The organism is Polyangiaceae bacterium, from assembly GCA_020633205.1.
Classification (GTDB): Bacteria; Myxococcota_A; Polyangia; order Polyangiales; family Polyangiaceae; genus JAHBVY01.
Genome location: JACKEB010000012.1, coordinates 719,780 through 746,542, shown reverse-complemented (window position 1 = coordinate 746,542; position 26,763 = coordinate 719,780). Strand labels below are relative to the sequence as shown.

Annotated in this window: 18 protein-coding genes; 4 read left to right on the top strand and 14 right to left on the bottom strand. The window is 64.7% G+C overall.

Features of this window, described 5'->3' with window-relative positions:
- Positions 1 to 77 precede the first annotated feature (77 nt).
- The 5 genes from H6718_15300 to ruvX form a co-directional block, all read right to left on the bottom strand.
- Positions 78 to 1,313, bottom strand: coding sequence for a hypothetical protein (locus H6718_15300; GenBank protein MCB9586766.1), 1,236 nt, complete (start codon positions 1,311 to 1,313; stop codon positions 78 to 80).
- A 683-nt stretch (positions 1,314 to 1,996) separates the two neighbouring features.
- The gene (locus tag H6718_15295; GenBank protein ID MCB9586765.1) at positions 1,997 to 2,335 is read right to left on the bottom strand and encodes a DUF433 domain-containing protein; all 339 of its coding nucleotides are present in this window, start codon (positions 2,333 to 2,335) and stop codon (positions 1,997 to 1,999) included.
- A 184-nt stretch (positions 2,336 to 2,519) separates the two neighbouring features.
- Positions 2,520 to 4,487, bottom strand: a complete 1,968-nt coding sequence (gene tkt, locus H6718_15290) for a transketolase (protein MCB9586764.1) — start codon at positions 4,485 to 4,487, stop codon at positions 2,520 to 2,522.
- A 58-nt stretch (positions 4,488 to 4,545) separates the two neighbouring features.
- On the bottom strand, positions 4,546 to 5,667 hold the full coding sequence (mltG, locus tag H6718_15285) for an endolytic transglycosylase MltG (GenBank protein ID MCB9586763.1): 1,122 nt from the start codon (positions 5,665 to 5,667) through the stop codon (positions 4,546 to 4,548).
- 70 nt (positions 5,668 to 5,737) lie between these two features.
- Positions 5,738 to 6,160 carry a Holliday junction resolvase RuvX gene (gene ruvX, locus H6718_15280; protein ID MCB9586762.1) on the bottom strand — a complete coding sequence of 141 codons (423 nt, stop codon included), beginning with the start codon at positions 6,158 to 6,160 and terminating at the stop codon, positions 5,738 to 5,740.
- 190 nt (positions 6,161 to 6,350) lie between these two features.
- Between ruvX and H6718_15275 the strand changes: the two genes are divergently transcribed.
- The 3 genes from H6718_15275 (at position 6,351) to H6718_15265 (ending at position 11,224) form a co-directional block, all read left to right on the top strand.
- On the top strand, positions 6,351 to 7,658 hold the full coding sequence (locus H6718_15275) for a histidine--tRNA ligase (protein ID MCB9586761.1): 1,308 nt from the start codon (positions 6,351 to 6,353) through the stop codon (positions 7,656 to 7,658).
- The gene (locus tag H6718_15270) at positions 7,655 to 9,409 is read left to right on the top strand and encodes a hypothetical protein (GenBank protein MCB9586760.1); all 1,755 of its coding nucleotides are present in this window, start codon (positions 7,655 to 7,657) and stop codon (positions 9,407 to 9,409) included. Before H6718_15275 ends, H6718_15270 begins: the two co-directional genes overlap by 4 nt.
- A 117-nt stretch (positions 9,410 to 9,526) precedes the next feature.
- Positions 9,527 to 11,224 carry a metallophosphoesterase gene (locus tag H6718_15265; protein ID MCB9586759.1) on the top strand — a complete coding sequence of 566 codons (1,698 nt, stop codon included), beginning with the start codon at positions 9,527 to 9,529 and terminating at the stop codon, positions 11,222 to 11,224.
- On the opposite strand, the gene H6718_15260 is transcribed toward H6718_15265, so the two are convergent.
- The 6 genes from H6718_15260 to H6718_15235 form a co-directional block, all read right to left on the bottom strand.
- Positions 11,218 to 11,871 (bottom strand): hypothetical protein, encoded by a 654-nt coding sequence (locus H6718_15260; protein ID MCB9586758.1) that lies wholly within the window; start codon positions 11,869 to 11,871, stop codon positions 11,218 to 11,220. The two genes, H6718_15265 and H6718_15260, sit on opposite strands and share 7 nt — an antisense overlap.
- 50 nt (positions 11,872 to 11,921) lie before the next feature.
- On the bottom strand, positions 11,922 to 12,977 hold the full coding sequence (locus tag H6718_15255) for an FtsW/RodA/SpoVE family cell cycle protein (GenBank protein ID MCB9586757.1): 1,056 nt from the start codon (positions 12,975 to 12,977) through the stop codon (positions 11,922 to 11,924).
- Positions 12,978 to 13,108: 131 nt separating this feature from the next.
- Positions 13,109 to 13,960 carry an SUMF1/EgtB/PvdO family nonheme iron enzyme gene (locus H6718_15250; protein MCB9586756.1) on the bottom strand — a complete coding sequence of 284 codons (852 nt, stop codon included), beginning with the start codon at positions 13,958 to 13,960 and terminating at the stop codon, positions 13,109 to 13,111.
- Between the two features lie 341 nt (positions 13,961 to 14,301).
- Positions 14,302 to 15,243 carry an SUMF1/EgtB/PvdO family nonheme iron enzyme gene (locus tag H6718_15245; protein ID MCB9586755.1) on the bottom strand — a complete coding sequence of 314 codons (942 nt, stop codon included), beginning with the start codon at positions 15,241 to 15,243 and terminating at the stop codon, positions 14,302 to 14,304.
- 446 nt (positions 15,244 to 15,689) lie between these two features.
- Positions 15,690 to 17,036: a site-2 protease family protein gene (locus H6718_15240; GenBank protein ID MCB9586754.1), complete on the bottom strand. Its 1,347-nt coding sequence runs from the start codon at positions 17,034 to 17,036 to the stop codon at positions 15,690 to 15,692.
- Between the two features lie 129 nt (positions 17,037 to 17,165).
- Positions 17,166 to 19,394, bottom strand: coding sequence for a bifunctional alpha,alpha-trehalose-phosphate synthase (UDP-forming)/trehalose-phosphatase (locus H6718_15235; protein MCB9586753.1), 2,229 nt, complete (start codon positions 19,392 to 19,394; stop codon positions 17,166 to 17,168).
- Between the two features lie 112 nt (positions 19,395 to 19,506).
- Here H6718_15235 and H6718_15230 point away from each other — a divergent pair, with 112 nt between their 5' ends.
- Entirely contained in the window at positions 19,507 to 21,285 is a 1,779-nt protein-coding gene (locus H6718_15230) for a glycoside hydrolase family 15 protein (protein ID MCB9586752.1), read from the top strand.
- A gap of 322 nt (positions 21,286 to 21,607) precedes the next feature.
- Here the strand turns inward: H6718_15230 and H6718_15225 are convergent, their stop codons facing one another.
- From H6718_15225 to H6718_15215, 3 genes are all read right to left on the bottom strand, one after another.
- Positions 21,608 to 23,260 carry a L,D-transpeptidase gene (locus tag H6718_15225; GenBank protein ID MCB9586751.1) on the bottom strand — a complete coding sequence of 551 codons (1,653 nt, stop codon included), beginning with the start codon at positions 23,258 to 23,260 and terminating at the stop codon, positions 21,608 to 21,610.
- 327 nt (positions 23,261 to 23,587) lie between these two features.
- A complete protein-coding gene (locus H6718_15220) occupies positions 23,588 to 25,117 on the bottom strand; it encodes a VanW family protein (protein MCB9586750.1) in 1,530 nt (509 codons plus the stop codon).
- A gap of 163 nt (positions 25,118 to 25,280) precedes the next feature.
- On the bottom strand, positions 25,281 to 26,702 hold the full coding sequence (locus H6718_15215) for a cytochrome P450 (GenBank protein ID MCB9586749.1): 1,422 nt from the start codon (positions 26,700 to 26,702) through the stop codon (positions 25,281 to 25,283).
- Positions 26,703 to 26,763 lie beyond the last annotated feature (61 nt).

Here is a 26,763-nt window from a genome sequence, read left to right as displayed (position 1 = left end):
GCGCTGAGACGCCAAATGCGAGAAACCCCGCGAGGCTTGCGCCGCGCGGGGTTTCAGCGTTTTGGTGTTGGCTTGGATCAGCCCGCGCCAGCTTCGCCGCTCGCCGAAGCGCTGGCGGAGACCGACACGTTGATGCTGACCGAGGCGTCCACCTGGGCCTTGAGGGCACCAGCCACGCACGCACCGACCTTGAGCGCTGCCTCGCCGCCGCCCTTGACGACCGCTTGCAGACCCTCGACCGACGCCTTCACGCTGGCCACGGCGCCTTCGAGCTTGCCCTTCATGCCCAAGGTGACCTTGAGCAGCGCGGGCAGGTTCTTCTCGATGGCCGCCTTGAGCTTGGTGGCCGCCTCGGCGTCCGCCGCACCCTCGAGCTTCACGGAAACCTTCGCGGGCACGCAGTCAACCTTGGCGCTCACCTTGGCGTCGCAGTTGGCCTTGCACTCAGCGCTCATCTCCGGGGGCTTGATCTCGCCGGAGCACTTGGGGGCCTCCATCTTCACGTCGCAGGAGCCGCTGCAGGTGCCCTTGCACTCGCCGCCGGCCTTGGCCGTACAGCTCGCGTCGCAGGAACCGCCGCACTCGCCGCCGCACTTGCCTTCGGCCTTGGCGTCGCACTTGCCTTCGCAGGTGCCAGCGCACTCGGCGCCGCCAGCCTTGGTGGCCGTGCCATCGCACTTGCCGTCGCACTTGCCACCGCACTTGCCGCTGAAGTCAGCGCTGCAAGAGCCGGAGCAGGTGCCGCTGCAGGAGCCGGAGCACTCGGCGCCAGCTTCGACGGTGCACTCACCCTCGCACTTGCCACCGCACTGGCCACTGATCTCGCCACCCTCGCACTGCACCTCGGCAGAGCCGGGGGTCACGCTCGCGTCGCAGGAACCGGCGCACTCGGCCATCGCGTCCATCGAAGCGCTGCACTTCGGGGGCACGACCTCGACCTTGAGGCTGCCGGAGGCCTTGGCCTTCACCTCGCCGAGCACCTTGACGGCGGCTTGGCAGGCGGCTTCCGCCTTCTTGCCGGGGCCGTCTTCGGCGGGCTTGGTGTCTTCCTCGCTGGCACCGAGATCCATGGCGAGACCGGCACAAGCTGCCGCGACCTCACCCTCGACCTCGACGGCCAGGTTCTGCAGGTTGGCCGAAGCCTGGAGACCTGCCTTGACCTTACCCTCGAGCTCGCCCTTGAGGCCGAAGGATGCGCTGGCAATCGCCTCCGGATCCGAGGGGCAATCACCACCGGGCATGCCGGGCATGCCGGGAAGACCGCCGCCGCAGTTCATGAGAGCCGGTGACAACACCAGAGCCGAAATTCCGATCAGCCGATTTACGTTCCGCCTACGCATGTTCCTAAAACCTCCTCGGGCCCAACCCTGGGCCGTACAACTCAGCGCCACACTCCCAGCTTCACGATCGAAGGCTGGCTGCTTGATGTGACTTCAATCCCTCACTCGGTCTCTTCCGAGGGCCGGGAAGATCCGACACCTCGGCTAAGCATTGCAACCCTTATTCGTGGGGGTTTGCGCTAGGCTTCCCCGCGAGGCCCCAACATTGGGTGCCGCTTTGGGGTGTAGCCCTGGGCGCGCTTTTCGCCCCATTCCGCCACGTTGTAAAGAGCCAGTTTCCGCGCGACGGCAAATTTGCGCCGTGGGGAGGCCCGGGTGATGCGCTTGCAAACCGTGGTGCACCGCGATCAACGCGCAGGAGCGACTGGAGAATAGAGTAAGCAAGCGTCGTTTCCGGGGATCGGCAACGGGTGAAAGCGCGAAAATCAGGGGTTCGGATGGAGACCCGCCCGCTGAGAGGGAGCTCGCAGGGTCCCCTAAGCCAACGCAGGCTAGACGCGCAGAGAGCGCGAACCGGCTCACCAAAAAACGGCCTAGCCCAGGGCGGAAGAGCCGCAAATTTAGGCTCTTGGCGGCGCCGGCCTGTTACCGCGCCAGCATTTCCACGCCGGCATACCCCACGTATCCGCGCCCTGCCTCGAAGCGAGACGTTCGACCTACTTGCCGTCTGGGTCGAAGGGCAGCGGGATCTGTTTCAATGCCGTTGCTCCGAGCGAGGGTTTGGCGCCGCTCTTCTGGAGCAGGTTCTGCTCACGAGCGATGTCCGCCTCCATCACCTCGGGGTTATCCAAGGCGAACGCCAGGGCGTCCATCACCTTAGCCGGACCGAGTTGGGGGTAACGCTTGAGCAACGTCTCGACGGTCGCGCCGTTGCGATAGAAGCCGAACAAGCGCCGCACTGGCACGCGGGAGCCAACCACGAACGGACTACCCGCGAGCACCTTGGGATCCACCCGCACGTGGGGATGCGGCACCAGGACGATCGGAAGACTCACTCTCGCTCCCTCGACACAGCCAACACAGGTGAGCGCCCATCGCGCACCAAGCGGGCTCACGCTACGCGAGGGCGCGGCGTGCTGTAAAGACTGCTCGGGTGATGCGCGGTGGCGCTGCAGCTCCGCTGACAGAAACGCAGGCTCCGTCGACAGAAGCGCAGGCTCCGCTGACAGAAACGCACGCTCAGCCGAGCAGCTTCTTCAGCACTCCATCGACAGTGAGGCCGAACTGTTTCGCCAGTTCCTTATCCGGAGCTGACGCGCCGAAGTGTTCGAGGGAGATACACACACCGTCTTCACCCACGAGGTGCTTCCACGGCAACGCGCGTCCCGCTTCCAGGCTGACGCGCTTGCCGCTGCCGAGCAGTGACTTGCGCGCGCTCACGTCGAGCGCTTCGAACAGCTCCAAGCAAGGCACCGAGACGACGCGCGCCGTCTTGCCTTGTTCGCCCAGCGCCTTGGCAACGTCCACGGCAAGGCCCACTTCGCTGCCGCTCGCCATCAAGCAGAAGTCGGCATTCGCGTCACCAGACACGACGTACGCACCCCGTGCGATCGCTTGTAGGTCGAGTCCGCCATCGCGAGTGAGCTCCGGCACCTTCTGCCGCGAGAGCACGATGGCCGTCGGGCCCGAGGTGCGCTGCATCGCGTGGGCCCACGCGAAGGCGCACTCATAGGCGTCCGCCGGGCGCACCACGTGGAGGTTCGGGATCAGTCGCAGAGCCGCGAGTTGCTCGATGGGTTGATGTGTCGGTCCATCTTCACCAAGCAGCACGCTGTCGTGGGTGAACACGTAGATCGCCTGCTGCTCCATCAGTCCGGCCAGACGGATCGACGGCCGCATGTAGTCGCTGAAGATCAAGAACGTCGAGCCAAACGGCACGAACCCCGAAAGCGCGAGGCCGTTCATGATCGAACCCATGCCATGCTCGCGGATCCCGAAGTGCATATTCCGCCCAGAAAATGCACCCGGACCAACGTCTGCTGCGCCCTTGATCGTCGTCTTGCAGCTGCCCGCCAGATCCGCGGAGCCGCCCACCAGACGAGGACACAGCGCGGCGACCTGTTGTTCCACCTTCGCGGCGATCGAGCGCGTCGCGTCAGCCTTCGCCTCCAGGCCCTCGCACAGCTTGCCGAGCAGGTCCTCGGCTTTGCGCTCACCAAGGAACGCAGCAAAGGCTTCCTTCCCCTCCCCGCTGAGTTTGCTCACCCGGGCTTGCCACGCGGCGTAGAGTTCGAGGTTCTCAACCTTGCGCGCAGCAAACACCTCGAGCGCCTCGGGCGCGATGCGGAAGTGCTCGTTCTCGGGCCAGCCGGCGTTCTTCTTGGCACCCTGGATTTCGCTCTCGCCCAGGGGTGCCCCGTGGGCATCCGGCGTGTCCTGCTTGGTGGGCGCGCCGATGCCGATATGGGTACGGGCGACGATCAGGCTAGGGCGCGCGCGCTCGGCGACTGCCGCATCCAGTGCCGCACGGAACTGCTCAGGATTGTGCCCGTCGGCGTGCTGCACGAACCAGCCGTAGGCTTCGAAGCGGGCACCCACGTCTTCGGTGAACGTGATGCTGGTGTCTCCGTCGATGGTGATCTTGTTGTCGTCGTAGACCATCACCAGGTTGTCGAGCTTGAGCTGCCCGGCGAGAGACGCCGCCTCAGCAGCGACGCCTTCCATCAGGTCGCCGTCGCTGCACAGCGCGAACACCCGGTAGTCGATCAGCGGCGCGCCGTCGCTGATGCGCGCCCCCTGAAGCTTGCTCGCGAGGGCCATGCCCACCGCGTTTCCGACGCCTTGCCCCAGCGGACCCGTGGTGGTCTCCACGCCCGGCGTGTGACCGACTTCGGGGTGACCCGGCGTCTTGCTGCCCCACTGGCGGAAGTTCACCAGGTCATCCAGGCTCAGGTCGTAGCCAGCGAGGTGCAGCGTGGAGTACAGCAACATCGAGGCGTGACCGCAGGAGAGCACGAAGCGATCGCGGTTCGGCCAAGCGGGATCCTCCGGGTTGTAGCGAAGGTGACGCGTGAACACATCCACAGTGATCCCAGCGAGCGCCATCGGCGTTCCCGGGTGGCCGCTGTTGGCTTTCTGCACGGCGTCCGCCGAGAGAAACTGAATCGTGTGAACGGTTTGCTCGAAGGCGTTCGCTGAAGGCTCCATGGGGCGCGCTTTAGCGAAACGGGCAGCGCGACGCTCGGTTTTTTTTGGGGTTGGCGCGTTACGGGGACTCAACGGCGCGCTGGTGCTCAGCGTAGGTGCGCGTGAACGTATGACGCCCGCCGCCGCGAGCCACGAAGAACAGGTAGTCGGTCTTGGCTGGCGATACCGCAGCCCGCAGCGCGGCCTCTCCAGGGTTCGCGATCGGGCCCGGCGGTAGGCCCTGCACGACGTAGGTGCTGTAACGGTTCTTTGGATCGCGGTTCAGCGCTGGAGTGACCTTCCCGGAAAAGCCTGCACACGCAGGCACCTGCTTGGGCTCCGCGAAGCAGGCATAGGCGCTGGTCGGATCCGACTGCAAAAACCGGCGTTTTTCGAACTCCGGGGAGTCCAGGCGGTTGTGGAACACGCTGCTGATGAGCGGTCGCTCTTCCGGGACCCCTGCTTCCTTTTCGATCATCGAGGCCAACGTGAGGATCTCGTGTTCACCCCAGCCACGACGCTTGACGAGCTCGCTGTCCCCGAGGGCTCTCAGGCGCTTGCGTGTCTCACGAACCAAGCGCCGAATCACGTCCTCGGGCCGCGTATCCGCCGCGAACTCGTAGGTCGCGGGGAAGAGATAGCCCTCGACGGAACTGGAGCGCTCAATGCCCAGCTCGTCCAGCAGTGTTTGTTTCCTTGCGGCACTGACAAAATCTTGCGCCGCGCAGATCTGTGCGGCCTCGGCGCGCTCCGCGATCTGGTAGAGATTCAGTCCTTCGGGAACGCTCAGCTTCTGTGAGTTCCGCCCCCGACTGCGGGTGAGGCGACGGCTGAGTTCTGCCGCGCTGAGCCCAGGCCCCAGGAGGTGCGCCCCAGGCTCGATTTCCCCGGCAAACGTCAGATACCAGCCGAACAACGTGGGGCTCTGCACCAGTCCAGCGTGGTGTAAGCGCTGAATCAGCTGGGGGCGGTCCTCATACGGGTCGACCTCGAAGCGCACGCTGGTGCTCGCCTCACCTCCGCTGTGGGCCCAGATCAGGAAGCCAACCAGGGGCACCGCCAGCAGAACCAGCAGCACGAAAGGCCAGCGCCTGCGGCTCTTTGCTCCTCGCTTTCCCTTGGGCCGCCCAGCGCCGCTCTTCGGGCGTGACCCTCGCGACGTCGACTTGCCGCGTTTCGGGTTGGTGCTGTTGCGCTTCACCGTCTGAGTCACAACGCTCGACGCTCCGCTGCGACTCCGCGGAGCGATCCCCGGCGCGGCTCGGGTCCCCTCACCCCTCGCGCTCCCGGCGTCCGTCTAGCCAGCTCTGGAGCAACACCGCAGCGGCGGCGCTGTCGACACGGCCCTTCTGCTGCCGAGAACTCAGACCTTGGTCGCGAAGGCGCGCCGACGCCTCCACGGTGGTGAGCCACTCGTCGACCAACTCAACCGATCGGCCGCTCTTTTCGGCGAGCTTCGCCGCGAACTGCCGGGCGCGGCGCGCGCTCAGTCCCTCTCGCCCGTCGAGCTGCCGGGGCAAACCGACCAGGAAGCGCGTGACCTGCTCTTGCTCCGCCAGCGCACACAGCTCCGCTAGGCACTTTCCCGGCTGACGGCCGTCGAGATGAGGCCGTGGGTGCGCCATCAACCCCAAGTCGTCACTGACCGCCAGGCCGATACGCACTTTGCCGAAATCGAGCGCGGCGACCCGCATCAGCCCCAATTAGCACGCGCATTGACGCACTGGAGAGCTGAGAAAGCGGGTTTCGCACGTGCCGAGAACACCGTATCGGCCAATTCCCCCCATTCGGTGCGCCATCTTCCTTGACCCTCCCCCAACGAGCGAGCATAAGCCGGGCGCCCTCGCGTGGCATCGGCGAGGTAACGCTAGGTCCTCGTAACCGATGAGCTTTCGCAGTGTTCAAGGGATGTTCGACATCCTGCCCGTACAGACCAAGGGCGAGTACCCAGCGGCTATCCGAAACTGGCAGCGACTCGAGCGCGCGTTTCGCGCTTCGGCGGAGCTGTACGGTTACACGGAAATTCGCACTCCGCTGATCGAGCACACCAAGCTCTTCGTGCGTTCCATCGGCGACACGACGGACGTGGTCGAGAAGGAGATGTACGCCTTCGAGCGGCATCACGATCAGCTTTGCCTGCGCCCTGAGGGCACAGCCAGCGCGGCGCGCGCGTACGTTCAGCACTCCGTTCAGGCTCAAGAGCCCGTGAGCCGCTGGTACTACCTCGGCCCGATGTTTCGCGCGGAGCGCGCCCAGCGCGGTCGCTATCGCCAGTTCTATCAGGCGGGCTGCGAGATCTTCGGCGACGCGGGGCCGGCGTGCGACGCCGAGCTGATCGAGATGCTGGTGAGCCTGTTCGAAGGCCTGGGGATCCGCGACGTCACGGTGCACCTGAACAGCCTGGGTAGCGCGGGCACCCGAGAGCGCTATCGAGACGCGCTCTTGGCTTACCTCACCCCCCACAAAGACTCGCTGTCCCAGGACTCGCAGCGCCGCCTGGAGAAGAACCCACTGCGGGTCCTCGACTCGAAGGCCCCAGAAGATCAAGCGCTGGTCGCGGACGCGCCGAAGCTCCTCGACGTCCTGAGCGACGAGGATCGGGAGCACTTCGAGACGCTGCAGCGCTACTTGGACGGCTACGGCGTGCGCTACGAGCTCGATCCCACCCTGGTGCGCGGCCTCGACTACTACACCCGCACGTTGTTCGAGCTGAAGTCGAGCAGCGGCGATTTGGGCGCGCAAAACACCCTCTGCGGCGGTGGCCGCTACGACAACATGATCAAGAGCTTGGGCGGCCCCGATGTGCCAGCCATTGGTTTCGCGATGGGCCTCGAGCGCATCTTGCTGGCGCTCGGTGAGCAAGCGGAAGAGCGCGCTGACGGCGTCTTCATCGCGCCGCTAGGTGCCGGGGCGATCGGCGAGGCGCTGGTGCTCGGCCGTGAGCTGCGTCAGGCCGGGATCCCCACGGAAGTGGACGGTCGCGGAAACTCGATGAAGAGCATGCTGCGCCGCGCCAATCACCTGGGTTCGCGCCTGGTGCTGGTGCTCGGCGACAACGAGATCGAGCGCGGCGTGGTTCAGCTGAAGGACTTTGCTGCCTCCGAGGGATCGGGGGGTAAGGCGCAATCGGAAGTGCCGCGGTCCGACGTCGTCGCGCAGGTCAGCGAACTGCTCAAGGCAGGTGCAGCGTGAAGCACCTCTTGGCCTTTGGGGCGCTCGCCCTGGGTTTCTGCGTAACAGCGCCCGCGTTCGCTCAAGATCCCTACGGCGGCGGCTTGCAGCCAGGCTTTGGCGGCGGTGGGCCACCCCCAGCGCAGCCGCAACCGAAAGCGCCGCCACCGGGGACTCCAGAGCAGCACGCCGCGAGTGGCGGCGAGAGCTTGCTGCCGCCCGGAACCGAGCCATCGCTGCCCGCGAACCCGCTACGCCTGAAGAAGAGCGTCAAGAAGCGTATCGGCACCGACTACTTCCCCGATGACGAGGAATCGGGGCGCGAAGCCGCCGGCTTCGGCAGCGAAGGCGAGACAGAGCGCAGCTTCTACGGGCTCTACTACAAGGAGCGCTCGAACAAGTACCAGCTGACCACGGTGTTCCCGTTCTGGTTCGAGCGCAAAAAGCTCAGCCTCACGGATCCGACCAAGGTCGACCGCGCGTCGCTGTTCGGCGGCCTGTACTACAACCGTCGCAGCGCCGAGCACGCCGACGACGTGCTCTTCCCCATCTTCTGGAACCTACGGGACAAGGACAGCCGCACGACGGTGGTTGGCCCTTGGGTGAACCGCCAGGCGCCGGGCGAGACCGACAACTGGTTCGCGCCCATCTACTTCACAGGGACTCGGCCGGATGGTGGCTACACCATCATTCCGCCGCTGCTCACCTACCTGAACCACGACGCCCACGGCGGCTTCAACTTGCTTGGCCCTGCCTTCTGCTCTTGGGAAGGCGGCCCGAGCTGCGATCCGCGCACCGCGAAGGATCTCGATCTCGGCATCGCGCCGTTCTACTTCTACGGACAGAACGAGCAGACGAAGTACGAGGTCATCCCGCCGCTGCTCCACTACTACCGCTACAACGACCGCGATCTGTCGTGGCTCAACGTGTGGGGTCCCTACTACCGCAAGCACACTCAGGAGCGGGACTACTTCCACTTGCTCCCGCTCTACTGGCACATCTGGGGCCAGGACGAGAGCCACACCACGCTCTTCCCCTTCTACCACTACGGCCGCAAGGGGCCGCGCGAGCGCCTCTTCATCAACCCGCTGTGGCTCGACGCGACGGGTGAGAACGGCGAGAAGACCTTCGTCACCTGGGGCTACGCGCGCTACCGCGGCCGCACGTCGCTGGACATGATCACGCCACTGTTCTGGCAGTACAGCGACCCAGACATCGGCCTCGATCAGACGCTGTTGTTCCCGTTCTACTACCGCCGGACGTCTCCGCGCGAAAACAGCCTCGCGCTGTTCCCCTTCTACGGCAGCTTCAACACCTACGGCATCAGCCGCACCACCTGGATCACGCCGTTCTTCCAGCACACCTCGAGCCTGACCGGCTGGGAGACGAACATTCACCCATTCGTCTACCTCGGTCGCAACGGCAACTCGAGCCACACGGTGGTGGCGCCCTTCTTCTGGGACTTCGCTTCCCCGGGGAGTCGCGCAACGGTCGGCTTCCCGCTGTACTGGCGCTTCAGCAACCGTGAAGAGGTCAACCAGCTCGTGGGCAACGTCTACTACCGCGAGAAGAAGCTCGGTACGGGCCTCGACTGGGAGTTCCACATCTTCCCGCTGTTCAGCTACGGAGAGACCCCCGATGGCCACTGGTGGAACGTGCTCTACGGCTTGGCGGGCTACACCCGCCGAGGGGAGACCACCAAGATGCGCACGTTCTGGATCCCGATCACGCTGAGCGAGCCCGCCAAGGCCATCCACGGCGAGCGGTTCTAGGCTCGCAGCGGTCCTAGGCTGGCAGCAGCGCGACGCCCGTTACGGGAAGAGCACTGCTTCGTCACATTCTAGGCACACAGTCGTTACAAAAGCTGGCCGCCGTGGCACCCTTTTGGGATGCGTACGGCTTGGCTTGGGCTGATTGGTCGACTGTGTCTGCTGGGATTTGGGCTGCCGATGGTCGGCTGCGGCTCTGAGGGTGAGACGTCTCAGGCCAGCAGCAAGGCACCAGCTTACCCAATCACCGAGCAGCGCTACACCACGCTGCAGCAAGTCTGGTGGCCGAAGGAAGTGCCCGCCAGCACCCTGGCTGAGCGCAACGCCGGCACCTTCAAAATCAACGATCTCGACCGCTACACGGAGCTGGGTTTCGGTGTGGAGCTGGGTCCTGGGGAGCCCTGGATCGAGCACGACGAACTCGCACCGGGTTGGCAGAGCCACACATCCGGCACTCGTCGGAGCCTGCTCTTCTTCTGGCACTCCTCGGATCCCCAGGTCGTCGACGAAGAGAGCCCGATCCGCCTCGAAGGCGTGACCGGCCTGAGCATCGGCAGCACCTATCGACCGCAAGATCACTTGGTGACCCAGGCGTTTGAGAGCCAAGTCCGCACCGTACGGGCGATCATGGAAGATCTGCAGCGCCCCTTGGACTTCACCATCGTCACCGGCGACCTGGCGGACGGAGGTCAGTACAACGAGCTCGACTGGGTGTTCAAGATCCTCGAGGGCGGCACGATTGATCCAGACAGTGGCAAAGACGACGACCCGGTGAAGGGGCCCGGCAACGACTACAACGACCCCTACGTTTCCCTAGGGATAGGAATGCCGTGGTACGTGACCATCGGTAATCACGAGGTGCAGTACACCGGGATCGCCGACGCCAGCCAAGAGGTCCAGGACGCCGCCAAAGGCAGCGAGGTCTTTCAAGGCTTGGAATACTTCGCCGGGATCGCGCCGGCGCCCGGCGTTGAAGGGGGTTTCCGTGACGGCTCCACGCCGAACGCCGACGTGACCACTCAGGGCCCCACGCCCGCGGATCCCGATCGCTACATCCCCGATTTGCCCGAGCTCGTCTCGATCCTGAGCGCAGAACCGGGGGACCCCGTCGGGCACGGCTACTCGACAGAGGACGTCGACGCCGGGCGAGGCAACTATAGCTTCCACCCCGTGGAGGGTCTGCCCCTGCGCATCATCGCCCTCAACACGCTCTCCCTCGACATCCCAGGCAGTGAGGGCGCCATTGACGATGAGCAGTGGGCGTGGCTGCAGCAGGAGCTCGACGCCGCTGACCAAGCTCACGAGATCGTGTTCGTCGCAAGCCACCACGCGGCCGAGTCGATCAAGCTCGGCGGGCACAAGCGCGCCGACGTCGAGGCGCTGCTCGCAAGCCACGACAACGTGGTCCTGCACCTGTGCGGCCACAGCCACACCGCAGATAGCGAGGTCATTCTGCCGGACGCCGAAGCAGCTGCCGGGCACCGCGGATACTGGCAAGTTCAGACGCCGTCCACCTTGGACTTCCCGATGCAAACGCGCTTCTGGGAGCTCGTGGACGAAGGCGACGGCTTCGTCACCCTGTACGCCACGATCCTCGAGCAGAACGCCCCCGAAGACAGCCTCGCCCACAAGGCTCGACAGATCGCCGCTGGGCACGGCTGGTTCCAGAACTCCGCCGTGCGCGAGGACTTTGCGATGCGCGCAGCCCACCGCAACCTGAAGCTGCACTTCAAGCTGCCTGATGACGTTGCCGCGGGGATCGCTGCGGCACCCGCCAAGGACTCCATCGCCTCCGAAGACACCCTGGCGAACTACTGATTTCCCGCGAGCGGATAGCCGATCTCTTCGAGATCCTCCAGGATCTCTTCAAGGGCAAGCTCGGGGTTCAACTGCTGAACAAGAGCCTTGCTGAGCGGCTCGTTTCCGTAAACACGCTCCACCGCAGCTAGCGGCACCTCGGACTCGAAGTACCACGCGGCGAACGCTACATATTGCTCCGGGGATCCCGCCAAGATCGCCAACAGATCCGCGGATCCGTCGGGATCACCGGCGTCGGGCAGCCCGAGCTCGAGCGCCGACCATCCCGCTTCGCCCCCGGGGTGCCACAGCACGAACGAAGCGTAGTCTGGGGTAAACGCCGGTTCCTCGAGGCACGCAGCAAAGACCTCGGGCACCTGCGCTTTGGCGATTTCGAGACTGTAGCGCTGGATCGCATCGCTGCGTTCGTGTGCGAACCCCTTGATGAATGCCCGCCCCGCCTCGAACACGATGAAGAACTCGTCGCCGGAGCCGTCACGCATCGAAGCCATGCGCTGACCTCCGGCCCACGCCGCATTGAAAGAGTAGTAGCGACCGTCCCACTCCTGGCACATCACCGCATCCAGCGTTGCCAGAGCTCGACACAGCTCCTCGAGTTTTTTGGGGTGAGGGAGCGCCTCGAGGTGCCGGGAAGAGGGCGTCTGCATACACGAGACGCTAGCAGGGATGCGCCGAGTGTGGGCTAGAAGAGTCGAGCCTACGCGAAACGCTGATCTGGTGTTTCCTCGCGGCGACGCAACACATGCAGCAAGAGCCCGAGAGAGAGCAACGCCGCGACGACCGCTGAGCCCCCGTAACCCAGGAGCGGCGCAGTATTCGCGATTTCCGGGACCAAACCGAGGTTGCCCCCCGCAGCCAGCAGCAGGTGCACGCCCCAGAACGCCGCGACTCCGCGGCCGATCGCGCGCGACTCGATGCTCGAGGCGCGGAGTCCAATCCAGGCCGCGACCCCGACGACGACCAGGTTGAGCAACACGACGCCAGCCATCCCAACCCATCCGGCCTGGTTGCCAACGAACACATAGGGCGCTTCGAAGGCCGTGACGCCGTGACGCGTGGGCCAAGGCGCGTCGGCTCCCCAGAGCCCTCCCTGTGCCAACAGGCGTCGCAGCTCCAAGAAGCGCCAGCCTGCGCCGTGGGGATCGTCACCCGGGAACAACCAGTACTTGAGTCGCGCGAGCTGGTACGGACGCAGGAGCGCCACGAGCGTACCCAGAACCAGCAAACTCACAGCGCCAAAGCTCAGGCGTTGAGCCACGCTCCAGCGCACCAGGGAGAGCGCCGCGACGCCGCATGCCAGCCAGATCAGTGCCCCACCAGGTCCGGCACTCAGCAGCAACTTGAGCCCAACCAGCCCCAAGATGCTGCCCGCCAGCCAAGCGGAAAGGCTGCTCGCGGGGTTCTGCCGCTCGGCGGAGAAACGCGCAAAAGCAGGGATCGCGGCCACGCACAACACGTCGGCGGGGCGGAGCCACGCTTGGGAGCTTAGACCCGCTGCGAGGCTGACGCCGAGCACCGCCACAGCAGCCAGCGGGTACGCCAATCGTGTCAGCGCCTTCGGTTCGATCGAAACGCTGAGCCCGACGACCACGAGCCCCACGGCGGCCCAGCTGAGCTGGCGGCTCACCAGGTCCTGATACGGATAGTGCGTCTGACGCAGCACCAAGAGCCCGGTCAGCCCTAGGAGCGCCGCAGCGCACACCGCAGCGCCTCCCAGCACCCAACGCCACCGCCCGTCGAGTTCCCCTGCCATGGCTTCGCAGAACGCCAAACACGGGGTCTCGTGTTCCCGTGGCTGTTCCCTCTCCCCCAAAACCCAGGGCGAAATGCAGAAACGCGGGCTCCGGTGTAGAACCCGCGTCTTGCGTCTCGCTTGTCCGAAGTTCAGTCGACGTCGGCGCAGCAACGGAAGCCGGTTTCGGTCCCGTTGTAGTAGCGGTCGTGGGCCGTCTGGGCCGCGCGACAGAAGTTGCGGCTAGGCTGCCAGTAGGCGCCCTTCATGGCCGGGCGGGCCGGCGTGGACCCGTCGATGGTCACGAACTCCTCGAGGTTTCCGGCCATGTCACGCACGCCAAAGGGACTGACGCAGCGGTTGTACGTTCCCGGCGGAACACGACGGTCCTTGAGGTTGCCCTCGGCGTCGACCAAGTCGGTGTGATCCGCGTTGCATGCGGTGGGGTCGCGCTTGAAACCGTAGGGATACGGGCGCATCTCCTCACCTTCGCAGGCGAAGTTCCACTCGCTCTCCATGCACACGCGCTTGCCCTGGGCGCGACACGTCTGGTCGGCGTGGGTCCAGCTCTTGTGGCTCTCCGGCAAGGTGTTGCCCGGAGCGACGTACTCATCGCGGTCGATGCAGTACTTCATCTTCTTCTTCGGCCCCTCGCACTCCGCGGGCTGCTTGTACTCAGCGCAGCGGAATTTCTCGAAGCGGCCTGGCGGGTCGAGGTAGCGCAGACAGGTCTGCTTCACCTTCGGGCAGTACTCGCCTTCAACCAGCACCATGTTCGCGGGGCACTCCCCGCTCTCACTGGCTGGCGCTGTCTTCGCCTCGGGAGCCGGAGCGACGTTGGCTAGAGGCTGGGCCTCCTCAACGCTCTCTTGCGGCGGGATGGACTCCGACGCTTGGTTTGCCTCGTCGAGCTGCAGGGCACGCGGCTCAGGCGATGGGCGGTCACAGGCGGCCAGGGCGAACACTCCGACCGTCAACCAGAGGGGTAGCTGGATGGGACGCAAAGCCAGGCGATTCTGCGTGAGCCCCTAGGGATGTCAAGGCACCGCCTCGGTCACGTGGCTGATTGGTGACACCCAGTGCGACCTGTAGGTCACGAACCTTCAGGTTTCAAGTAAGCGACGCATACGCCGAATTAGTCCAATTATATCAAGCCATTAACGGCGACATTTGATGCACTACGCACGTCTAGAATCCAGGAAATCTGAGGCACTGCGGACACCTGGCACGCACGCGGTGCGACGATAAGTTCGCCTGGAAACGACACGATTTTGCCACCCACGAGTTGCTCGCGGGTGGCTTCGGCCGACCGGATGTTGGGCTCTTCGAACGTCTGGCGAGACGCTCAGCCGTTGGGTCCGCCCTGGCTGCCGGGCACGTCCGAGCAGCAGCGAACGCCGAGTTGGATGTCTTCGTAGTGGTCGTCGTGAGCCGTCGTGGCGGGACGGCAGCGATTGCGAGCCGCCATCCACCAGCCGCCCTTGAGCGCCGTGCGGAAGGGATAGTTGTGGGTCGCGCCTTCACGCAGGGTGGGCTCGTCGAGGTTACCAGCGAGGTTGTAGACACCGAACGGGCTCACGCACTCGTCGCGCTCGCCGCTCTTCTCACGGTGATCCTTGAGGACCTGGTGTCCCTTCTTCATCTCGTACAGGTCGTCGCGATCCTGGTTGCAGACGGCCTTGCGCTCCCAGCCGTAGGGGTACGGGCGCATCTCCTCGCCCTCGCACGCGAAGTTCCACTCCTGCTCCGCGCAGAGCCGCTTGCCCTGTGCCTTGCAGATCTTGCTGCCAGTCACGAAGCTCTGATGGTTGAGCGGCAGCTCTTCACCGGGCTTCGTGTACTCGTAGCGATCGATGCAGTAGTTCATGCTGACGCGCTTGCCCACGCACTCGGACTTCTCGAACACCTTGCAGCGGGCGTAGGGCAGCTTGGGATCATCGAGCCACTCCTTGCAGGTCTCGCGCACCTCGGTGCAGTACTCACCAGACACCTGCACCATCTCGGGGGGGCAAGCGCCGGAGTTGTCCACAGGCTTCGCGCCAGCGGGCAAGTCGTCAGCCGCCTGCTTTTGCTCGGGAGTGACGTCACTGTTACGCGTGGCGTGACGCGTATCAGCCGCCTTGGCGCTCGCTTCATCAGCGCGATTGACGGCAACAGCAGGCGCCTCCGAAGGCTCGGCGACGATGGCCTGCGGCGCGCTGATCGGAGCGTCCCCACCACGTAGCGCCGCGAAAGCGCCCGCCGCGACGGTACACACTAGAGCTCCCACCAAGAAACGCCGATTCATGTTGCCTTGACCTCCGTTTGGGCGCGCTCTCCGCGCCTCATCGATGTTGCGTCATCGCGTTTGTAAGGGTTCCAGCCTCGCTCCCATTCAGGCAAACAAGCTGGTCCTCCAAGCCGCGTGCGAGTGAGCAATGCACGCGTCGTGCCGACAATCTCTTCCGCAGTCGCTACCGCACGGCTGTAGTCGGGGCGTTCGTCACCCCGGATGTCTAAGGCGCTCACGCCCCGACGTCGCCTCGGTTCCCTCGCCCTTCGCAACTGCGACGCCCCCAATTTGCCTTCGTCCGCTGCCATCTCTCGCTAACGGCAAAGCGTGACAACGCATGAGCAGCCACGTGAGGACGCGGTGATTCGCGCGGAAACAGCCGTGGCTTCAGGTGTGAAGTTGAGTCACGGATGCAAGGTGCCGCGCAAGAGATGTCATAGGGCGCGCAGCGAGTGCACGACCTAGGTCCCAGACAGCGCGTCCTCGAAGCGGTTGTCCCGCTGGAGCGCGCCAAGGCGATCGTCGTGGCGAACGCGCTCTGGGTCGAGCCCCGCCGAGACCGCCTGCCTCAGCAACCTGAGCGCCGCATCCATCTGCTCCGCTTCAACGAAACCCCGCAGCCCCGACACGCCGTCGTCCGCGACTCCGGTGCGCTCGAAGAGCCGCTCGAACAGGCTCGCTGCCGCGAGCGCGGCACCCCCGTCGAGGGCAGCGTGGGCCACCCGCCGGGCGTCATCACTGGGAGTGTCGTCGAAGATATCCAAGGTGACGCGGGCGGCGCGCTCGAAGTCGCCCACCTTGAGCAAAGCTTTGATGTAGAGCGCAGCGAGCTCAAGACGCGTGTCACCCGCGCGTCGAGCGTGGGCAATCGTCTCCACCGCACGCTGGTCCTGACCCGAGGCTTCGAGCACTGCAGCACGCAGGTATGGATCCAGAGGCTGATCTTTTGGCGCACGCTCGAGCACCTGCTCGGCGGCTGCAGGGTCACCCCCCAGGAGAGCTGACCAAGCGCCGATTTCGGCGGCACGGCGTCGTACGTCCGCGTCGGGAGTCGCCTCGAACACGGCGCGCCCAATGGCGTGGGCTTCCGCCAACCGTCCCTGATCCATGGCGTTGCGAGCCTCGGTCAGCATTTGCAGCAGCGCCTCCTTGGGGATCGGCGCAGGCTCTGGGCGACGCAGACTCATCCAGTTCGTGGCCGCTGCCCAGCCGAGGATGATGGCGCCAAACATCATGTTCCCGACCAGGAACGCGATCGCGCCTAGGACACCCACCACCACGGAGATGATCAGAGCGACGCGTTCACGCCCCTTCCCCAAGATGGCCGCGACGATGTGCCCGCCGTCAAAGGGGATGACCGGCAACAGATTGAACGTCGACCAGAAGACGTTGAGGATGGCGAGCTGGCTCAGCACCCGCCCGGTCATGCTCACCTTCTCACCAAGCAGCTCCTGACCGCTAACGACCAGCGCGACGAACGCCCCCGCGGCGAGCAGGTAGCCAGCCAAAGGCCCAGCAGCAGTCACGATGACGCGTTGGACCCGCGTGGGCTCCGAGTTCGGCGACCAGACGGTACGTCCACCGAGGGCATGGAGCACGATGTGTGGGGACTCTCCGTAGGCTCGCGCGGCGAACGCATGCCCCAGCTCGTGAACCAACAAGGAGACGAGCAGGATGCCGAGCCAAATCAGCATGCCCGTCAACAGCGCGCCCATGCTGCCCGCAGCCGTGTTCAGGCCGAACAACACCGCGATCACCCAAAAGCTCGGTTCGACTTGAACCGGAAATCCAAACAGACGGAAACGCATGGCGATGAAGTGGCTCGGGCCCTCACACCTTCGAGCCTCCAGAAGGATGTAGCCCTGTTGCCTGGGCTTGTCGATGCGCGCCGGGCGTTGAAACGACCCTTCGATCCGACGTCGACGGCTGGCAGGACCCTAGCGGCTCTTCTTGGGCTTCTTCCGCTGCGCTTCCCAGAGGGCCGCGACACGCTCCAGCTCCGCGAGCAAGGCGTGGTTCGACTCCACCCAGAACTGCGCGCGGCTGTTGGCGCTGCCCACCCAACACGTGACGGCGCGGGAGGCCCAGCTCTTGGGGATGGCGTCCATCATCTCTTCATCGGTGCGGTCGTCGCCCGCGCAGAAGAGGAAATCCGCCTTTGAGTGGCGTCGCAAGAGCTCGCTGGTTGCGCGGCCCTTGGTGGCTTGCTCGTGACGCACCTCGATCACGCGGTTCCCCTTGAGCACGTTGAACGGGCGACGCTTCAACACGTCCGCCAGCAGCGGCAGCAGTTCATTCGCCTGGAAGGCACCGAACTCCGGGTCAGCGGCGCGGTAGTGCCAGGCGATCCCTCCCCGCTTGTACTCGACTCGACTGCCCGGAGTGCGGGACACGAAGTCCTTGAACAACGGGTCGATTGCCTTCTTGAGCGACTCGATGCTTGGTTGCTCCCGGTCGTGCCATTCGCCGCCGATCGGCTTCACACCCAACCCATGTTCGCAAACCAGCCCGATCGGCAGCTTGCCGAGCCACTCCTCGAGTACCGCTGCCGGGCGTCCACTGATCACGTAGAGCGTACAGAGCTGCGAGAGCTTCTCCAGCGTCTGCAGGATCCGCGGCTCGGGGGTGGCGTTCATCGGGTCGTTGACGAAGCCCCGCAGGGTGCCGTCGTAATCCAACAACATCAGTGGATTCGTTGCCGCGCGGACTTGCGATGCGAGGGGCTCCGCGTCGACCCGCAAGCGCTTGAAGGTGGTTCGCGCGCCTTCCGTTCCAGACTCCAGCTGGTCCAGGAAGCGCTTCGCCCAGCGCATGCTCGTGTTGTTGTCGACGAAGTCCAGCATGTTCCCGAACGCCTGCTGCTGCTTCGTGCGAGCCACGCGGCCCTCGAGCGCATGCGCCAACTCGTGGGCTACCTGGTCCACGTTGTACGGGTTCACCAGCCGCGCCCCAGGCAAGCAGTGCGCGGCGCCGGCGAACTCGCTGAGGATCAAGGTACCGCCCTGTTCTCTCCGCGCGGCAATATACTCCAGCGCCACGAGGTTCATGCCATCGCGAATCGGTGTAATGAGCGCGACATCAGCCGCCTGGTAGAGCCCCGCCAAGCGCGCCCGTGAGTACGCTTGATTCACGTAGACGACGGGAGTGTGTGACGCGGAACCAAAACGCCCATTCACGCGGCCAACCAGCTCGTCGACCTCACGTTTCAGCGTTTGGTATTCCTGGACGCCCATGCGTGAAGGCGCGGCGATCTGGATTAACACCACCTTGTCCCGAAGCTTCGGGTGGCGGGCGAGCAGCTCCTCGAACGCGCGCAGCTTCTCCGGGATCCCCTTGGTGTAGTCCAAGCGGTCGACGCCGACCACGATGTGCTTGTTTCCGTAGGTCTCTGAAAGGCGCTGCAGCTCGCTCTTCGCGTCCTCCGTCTGACAGAGCTCCGTCACCTCCCCCGGGTCGATACCGATCGGCAACATCCCGAGCTTCACGCGGTGGGAGGACAAGCGAATCGAGTTCGGATCGCTCTCGATACCAAGCACGCGCAAGCATGCCGCGCGGAAATGGCTAACGTACTCATAGCTGTGAAAGCCGAGCAAATCAGCGCCGAGCAAGCCGGTCAGGATCTCTTCGCGCACCGCGAGGGAGCGATAGGTCTGGGCCGCGGGGAAAGGAATGTGGAGGAAAAACCCGATCGGGCAGTCCAAACCTCGGCGCCGCAAGAGCTCTGGAACGAGAGCCAGCTGGTAGTCATGCACCCAGACGACGTCGCCGGGGCCAGCTTGCTCCAAGATCGCGTCAGCGAACTGCTCGTTCACCTTTTGATACGCACGCCAAGCGCTGCGATCGAAGTGGATGCGCTCGTTCAGCGCATGAAACAGTGGCCACAGCACCTGGTTGCTGAAGCCCTCGTAGAAGCCTGAAATATCGCTCTTTGCGATGAATACTGGCGCGGAGCCGTGGCGGCTGAGTTCGCGCGTAACGGCTCCACGATCGGCTTCTGAGACGTGGGTGCCTGGCCAACCGAGCCAGGTGAACGGGCGTTGATCGGCGACGGATTTCAGCGCGGTGACGAGACCACCGGTGCTAGCGTGCACCGTCCATCCGTCGGCTCGCTTCGCCATCGTTACCGGCAGGCGAGCCGATGCGACGATTAGCTTGGCTTTGCTCATGAAGTGTCGCTTATGTCATAGGCCACACTGGGTCTGCAACCGAGGCCCTAGACAGCGTGAAAGACGCTGAGCGCCTTCATGCCTCGTCCCCACCTCCCCTGAGAGATCCTCCGTGAAACACGCACTGATCGGCAATTGCTCTTATCAAGCCTTGATCGACGATCGCGGCGCCGTCAGCTGGCTTTGCTGGCCGCGCTTCGACTCGAGCTTCGTGTTCGGTTCACTGCTCGACTCGAAACGTGGCGGCGAGTTCAGCGTCCAACCGCGCGAGAGCGAGTTTCAAACGGAGCAAGACTACCTGCCGAACACCAACATCCTGCGCACGGTGTTCAGCTCGGAGTCGGGTCGTTTCGAGCTGATCGACTTCGCGCCGCGCTACAAGCAGTACGATCGCTCCTTCAAGCCAAACATGCTGGTGAGGCGCCTGCGTCCGTTGGACGGTCGCCCCAGTGTGAAGGTCGCGTGCCACCCCGTCTACGACTATGGCGAAAAGGTTCCGGCGTCCTACGTCGCGAGCAACCACGTGCAGTGGCAAGTGGACGGTGGGCCGCTACGCCTGACGACGAACGTGCCCCTCGCCTACCTGCTCGAGGAGCGCCCCTTCCTGCTCACTCAAGAAACGTATGTGGTTTTGACCTGGGGCAACCCCCTCGAGGCCGCGCTGGAGGAAACCTGCGAGACGTTTTTCTCGCGCACTCGCAAGTACTGGGAGACCTGGGTCAAACACACCAACTTGCCCGGTATCTTCCAACGCGAGGTGATCCGTTCAGCACTCGCGCTGAAGCTCCACCAGTACGAAGACACGGGCGCGATCACCGCGGCCACCACCACCAGCATCCCGGAGCACGCGGGCTCTGGGCGAAACTGGGACTACCGCTACTGCTGGCTGCGGGACACCTACTTCACGCTGCACGCGATGCGGCGGCTAGGGCACTTCGAGGAGATGGAGCGCTTCGTTTCCTTCGCCCACAACATCGCGGAAGGCACCGCCGCGCTCCAGCCGGTCTACGGCATCAGCGGGGAGTCTCGGCTCTCGGAGCGCACGCTGGATCACCTCGCCGGCTACAAGGACGACAACCAGCCTGTGCGGGTCGGCAACGCCGCCTACCTGCAAGTGCAGAACGACGTCTACGGCGAGATCATCGCCGCCATCGCGCCCCAGTTTTTGGACCTACGCTTCGACACCCAGGGCAACCACGAGCACCGCGCGGCTCTGGTGCACCGCTTGCTCGGCTACATCGAACACACGATGGAGCTCCCCGATGCGGGCATCTGGGAGTACCGTGCGGAACCTGAAGTTCATACGTTCCCATTGCTTTTCCACTGGATTGGCGCCGCACTGTCAGCACGCATCGGCAAATCGATCGCCGATCCGGCGCTCGAAGGTCGCGCCCTGGGCCTGGTGGCTCGAGCCCGTAGCATCATCGAAGAGCAGTGCTACCGCCCGGAGCTCGGCTTCTACGCCGAGAGCACCAGCCCCTCGAACAACAACGCCGATGCCTCGCTCTTCATGATGGTCAACATGGGCTACCTGAAGCGCGGCGACGCGCGCGCCGAGCGCCACGTACGGGAGCTCTACAAGCGGCTCAGCGTCGATCGCTACCTGATGAAGCGCTACAATCACTTCGACGGCATCGGCGAGACGCTCAGCACCTTCACGGTTTGTGGCTTCTGGGCCGCCGAGGCTCTAGCCAGGCTTGGTTACCGCGAGGAAGCAATTGAAGCTTGCGAGCAGCTGATCAAGCACGCGAACCACGTCGGCCTGTTCAGCGAAGACATCGACCCACAAAACGGCGAGCAGTGGGGCAACTTCCCTCAGACTTATTCCCACGTGGGACTCATCAACGCCGCCTTCGCCATCCGCCAAAGCGCCCTCGACCTCCTCGCCTGAGCTGTTCATTTTGGGGGTGAGGTGCACCAGCGCAGACCCCTTCAACCCCCACAGAACAATTCAAATGGGAACCGCCAAGCACGCCAAGCACGCCAAGTTCAGGGCAGCCCCGCTCCCAACTTGAACGCGTCGTTTGAGTATTGGCAGCGCTTTGCGCTCCGCCGATGCAGGTGGCTGGACGTACGTCTGGGCTCACGCGTTTCGAGCCGAATCCCTTGGCGCTCTTGGCGACCTTTGCGGTCAATCCACGTGAGCACCCAGACACAACCAACCGCCAACGAGACGAAGGGCCCGTGCGAGGTGGCATCTCTCGCGGGTGTCGTTACTCGTGGATGTTCACGGTGGTCCCCTCGCCCATGTCTGTCCCGATGTTGATGCCGTGCCAGTTGTCTGGGAGCGGCGGGTCGGTCCAGTTGAAGACGACGCGGGCGTCGATGGGGGCGAGGTTCACGCAGCCGTGGCTACGCGGGATACCGAACACGTCATGCCAGTAGGCGCCGTGGAGTGCGTAGCCGGCGGCGAAGTACTGGATCCACGGGACGTCCCGTAGCTCGAAGCCGCCGGCTCCGCGGCGCCGGGTCACACCGTATTCGGGGTGGCGTCCCTTGGCGATGTTGGCGAGCCGACGCTGATCTTCTGACGACAGCTTGGTGCCGTCCTTTTCAGCCTTTTTAAGCCGCGCGATGGTCGCGCGAGTCTCTTCGTCGTAGCGCGGGCCTCCGCCACCTCCAGCCTTCTTGCCGCCAGCAACGCTGGAGTTTTCTTCGGAGTCCATGGCCGCCGCGATGTGCTTGCTCTGCAGGCGGAAGACACCGGTTGGGGTGGCGTTGGTGGTCTTCGGATCCCCAAAGCGCGGGCGCCCGGTGGAGACCAACGTCGCGTACCAGGCGCGCTTGCCCTCCCAGAGCACCAGGGTTTGCTGCCCCAGGGAAACATCGATCCACTTCTCGCCCTTTTCGGCGGCCTCGGGCCACTCCGCGGGCGGCGAGACGATGCCAATGTCGTCGGCCTTCAGCCAGCGCGTCTTGTCCTTGAGCGTCTGGTAGAAGCGCTTGCCCGCCTTGATCCGCGCCTTGCCGGTGATGGGTACGATGGCGCGCCGAGGCAGTGTGCCCATCTTGCGCACCTCGTCTTTGCCCTTCAGGAGCTGGTAGGTCACCGCGTCGCGCTTGATGATGAAGGCGAAGGGCACCGGCATCTCGGGCGTGAGTTCGACGCCGTGCCACGGGGAGCCGGTGTCAGGCTTCACCTTCGTGGTGGGGATGATGCGCATGTCCACGGTCACCGCAAAGCCGCGAGTCAGATCTTCATCCTTGGCGATGAACGAGTCGACGAAAGACAGCCCGGTCTTGCGCCGCACGCGGTCGGCGAAGATCGCGTAGTCGGGCACCTCGAAGCCAGAAACATTGGGGATTTTACGGCCATCTTCGACCCACCACGGGGGCCCGGGGTCGTTCGCGTCACCACCAAACAGCTCCACCCGAGAGAGCTCCGTCGAGAGCTTGAAGCCCGCTGGGTGCTTGAGCCCTGGGACGGCGATTCCCCGCGGATCTAACGGGATGTCGTTGGCTCCGAGCTCGACCTTCTGCACCTCGGCAGAGTTCTCCGCGAACCACTTGAGGTGATCCTCGAGGCCGAACTCGCTGTCGATCTGCTGCTTCTTCGACGGCACCTTCAGGTACTGCGGTGCTGTCGCGCGCACGAAGCCGTAGGCATAGGGCATCGGCTTGTCGAGGTGAGCGCGGCGCTTGGTGGCCTTGACCAGGGGAGCCTCGAGGTCCGTCGTTGCGTCTTCGGTGCAGACGTACCCCATCGGGTAGATGTGGTACCACTCCCCCTTGCAGTCGCCGACCTTGTCCTTGGTCGCCTCTGGGTCGCGCTTCACGACAGCGCCGAGACGCAAGTAACCGAGACGCCGCGACTCCTTGTGGGGCCGCGCGTAGACGATGGTCGCGATCTGGGTCGCGGCGATCATGGCAGCGTCTTGGGGAGCTTGAGTGTCGAGCTCGCCGTGATCCACTTGCATCGTGGACAGCGCGGCAGGCACAGCGCTGGCGTTCGCTGACGCGACAGCAGAGCTGCCCGGCGCGCCGTGCTCGGCGGTCGCCTTGTCTTTGCACGCGCTCAGGAGCGTCAGCGCAAACAGACACCCGGTGATGGCCCGTCCAGTCACGCCCCGTGTTTAGCGGCTGTGCGTGTCAGATCAAGCCCGGGCTGCGAAATGCATGGCACCTGGGGCGACCTGGTCAGGCGTAGAGAGCTGCGCCGCGCCTCACCCCCAAACCCGCTAAAACAAGGGGTTTCAGCCGCTGGGCGGCTCTTCGAAGGGGCTGCTACTGAAGAGCTCGTTCGGCAGTGAGCGGCCGTCCATTTGGACGTCCTTCGCGCCATCGGGCAGCTCCGGCAGTTCATCGAGATCGTAGCCGGGGCCAATCCAGAACACCTCCGGCACGGGGCGGTAGCTGCTGTTGTAGGAGCGATCCGCCTTGGTGCCATCGGGGCGCGTGATCTTCACCCAGCTCACCACGTCGTAGCCTTTGCGCCCGCGCTGACGCATCAAGCGCTTGCCCGGCTTGATCCAGGGCTTGGTGGTGATGCGACGATAGAAGTCGTACGCGCGAGACACGCCGTACTTGTACTCGACCTTCGGCGCTGCCCTGCCGAGGAGCTCCACCTTGAGGAAGCCCGGCGTGGGAATGAACGCGTGCACGATGATCGGCGTGTCGTAGGGATTTCGGATCTTCAGATCGACCTCACCGAAGACCACCGTCGCGTCGAGCCCGAGCGGCGCATAACCGCTTGGACGACTGTGGCTGCGACGGTCAACGACGTCGAGGGCTCCATACACGGCCGCAGCATGCAGGGTGGAAGCGACCTGGCAGGTACCACCTCCAACGCCTGGGGTGAGCTCGTCATCCAAGATCACCGGCGCCCAAGTGAAGCCCCGTGCCAGGCTGCGGTCACCCACGCGCTCATTGAAGCTCAGCGTCTGCCCCGGCGCGATCACGACGCCGTTCAAGAGCTCCGCGCCGCGGGCGATGTTGACCGCGCGCCCCTCCCCGGTACCGGCGAACTTCGTCTGAAATTCGCCTAGAATCTGCGATACGTCGATGTCCGCCAGCATATCCAGACTGACCTGCGGCGGTGTCGACTTGACCTTCAGCTCGAGGATCTGATTTTCGTCGAACTCTTGCCCTGCGGCAATGCTCTTGACGGTGGCAAGCACGTCAAGGCTCCGGCCGGGGGTGTCGTGGATCTTTTGATGTCCCACCAAATCGAGGCGCGCGTCCACTGGATCGCGAAATACCTCAGGCGCCAGCTCTTCGAGTGCGACCTCCAGCTTGCGCTCATCGAAGCTCCAAACCAGCGGCAAGTCTTGCTCACCACGCTTGGCTGAGACCACCCGGTAGATCCGCTCGGAAATGCTCCCCTGCTCCGCGTGCTCGCGCACCTTCGCCAGGGTTTGACCCACATCGAGCTCTACCCCGAGGGCGCCGAGGCGACGCTGATGCACCTCACCGTCTATCTCGAGGTACACCGGCCGGGCCAAGAGCTGCGTGCGGCGCTCTTCCAGCCACACGCGAAGCGGCTTGTCCTCGGGCTGGAGGCGTCCGCCGACGTAGGTGCCCGGGACACTGCGGCCCGGAGGCAGGTAGTGATAGTAGGCGTACGTCGTCCCGCCCGTGATCCCTGCGACCAGCGCGACCATGAAGCTCGGCAACAGCCAGCGACGACCCTTGCGCCGCGCGGGTTTCCGCGAACTCAGCGCCCAGTCACTGTCACTCTGTTGCTGCTTCGAATGGGGGTCAGCCTTGCCGAGCACCATACTCACTCCTGGATCGTATCGGGGAGCGGGTCGGCAGTGCAAAGTTCGCTGCACGCCGCCCCTGCCTTGGCTCCAACGCCACCGGCGACGGGTCAGATTCCCGCGCGGGTGAAAGGAGCTTCGGCTGAGGCGACAGCTTACGGCGAGGCGGCTCGAGACCTTCCTTGGCTCAAGAATCCGCGCTCCCACATGGGGCAACCTGCATCAACAAGGCGTGCTTGGGGCGCAGGGTCACGGCGCAGAGCGGCTCCGGGATCTCGGCCGAAGGTGCGACGAAGCGGAAGCGGGCGAGCAGCATCGCCAGGATGATCTGCGCTTCCAGCAGCGCGAAGCGGTCCCCGATGCATTTGCGCTGCCCCGCGCTGAAGGGAAAGTAGGCGTGCTTCGGCAGCTTCGCGCGTGATTCCGGCAGGAAACGATCGGGGTCGAAGCGCTCGGGATCGGCAAAGAACTTGGGATCCCGGTGGCTGAGCCACGGGCTCACGAACACCAGACGACCCTTGGGGACGTGGTAGCCGGCGATGGTGTGATCCGCCGTGCTCATCCGCGCTAGCAGCCACACCGGCGGATACAGGCGCATCCCCTCTTCCAGCACGCGACGCGTGACGTCCAGGCGCCCGATGTCGGCGAGGGTGGGCGCGCGCCCTTGCAGTACCGTGTCGACCTCGTCTTGGATCTTGAGGGCCCAGTCAGGGTTTTGGGTGAGGAGCCACAGCGTCCAAGCGAGGGACGCCGCGGTGGTCTCGTGGCCGGCGAGGTACATCGTCATCACCTCATCCCGCAGCTGCTTGTCCGTCATGCCGCGCCCGGTCTCTTCGTCTCGGGCTTCCATCAACATGTCTAGCAAGTCGCCTCGCTGTGCTTCTTCAGGCTGCCGACCAGCAGTATCAGCCCGCGCGCGGCGCTCCGCGATGATGCCTTCGACCACGCTGTCCAGGGCCTTGAGCGCCTTCTTGTACTTCCGGTTCCGCGCGGTAGGAAACACCTCGGGCAGCGCGAGCGGGTGCGTGATCCCCCAGACGACGTGCTCGAGCACCACGGGCATGGCCCAGCTCACCTCGTCAGCGCGCTCGCCGGACTCGATACCGAGCAGCGTCGCGCTCACCACATCCAGCGTGACCCGCATCATCTCCCCGGCGATGTCCACCGGCGCCCCAGATGCCGCGGCCGCCGCAAGGGGGCCATCGAGCAGGCGCTGGGTGCAGCGCACCATGGTCTCGGTCAGCCCTTCGATGCGCTGCTTCGCAAACGCCGGCTGGCTGATGCGGCGCTGCTCACGCCAGAAGTCGCCTTCACTGGTGACGAGGCCGTTGCCCAGCACCTTGCGCAGGAAGTAGTAGCCGCGCGTGTCCTTGGTGAACTCCTTCTGATGCGTCACCAAGATCTGCTCCACGGCACGCGGATCCCGCAAGAAAACCGCCTTGCGGGGACCGAAGCGCGTCTCCATGACGTCGCCCTGGGTGCCCACCTCGCGCAAGAAGGCCAGTGGATCGGTGCCAAAGGCGCGCAACGCACTGAACGCGCTGAAGCCCTGCAGGCGCGGCGGTGACGTGGGGCTAGCGACGAGTGGCATTTCTTGCGTTTGGGTCATGGGAAATTAATATGAGCAAATACTCGATTTACCAACTCGCATCGATTTCAGGCGTTTGGTA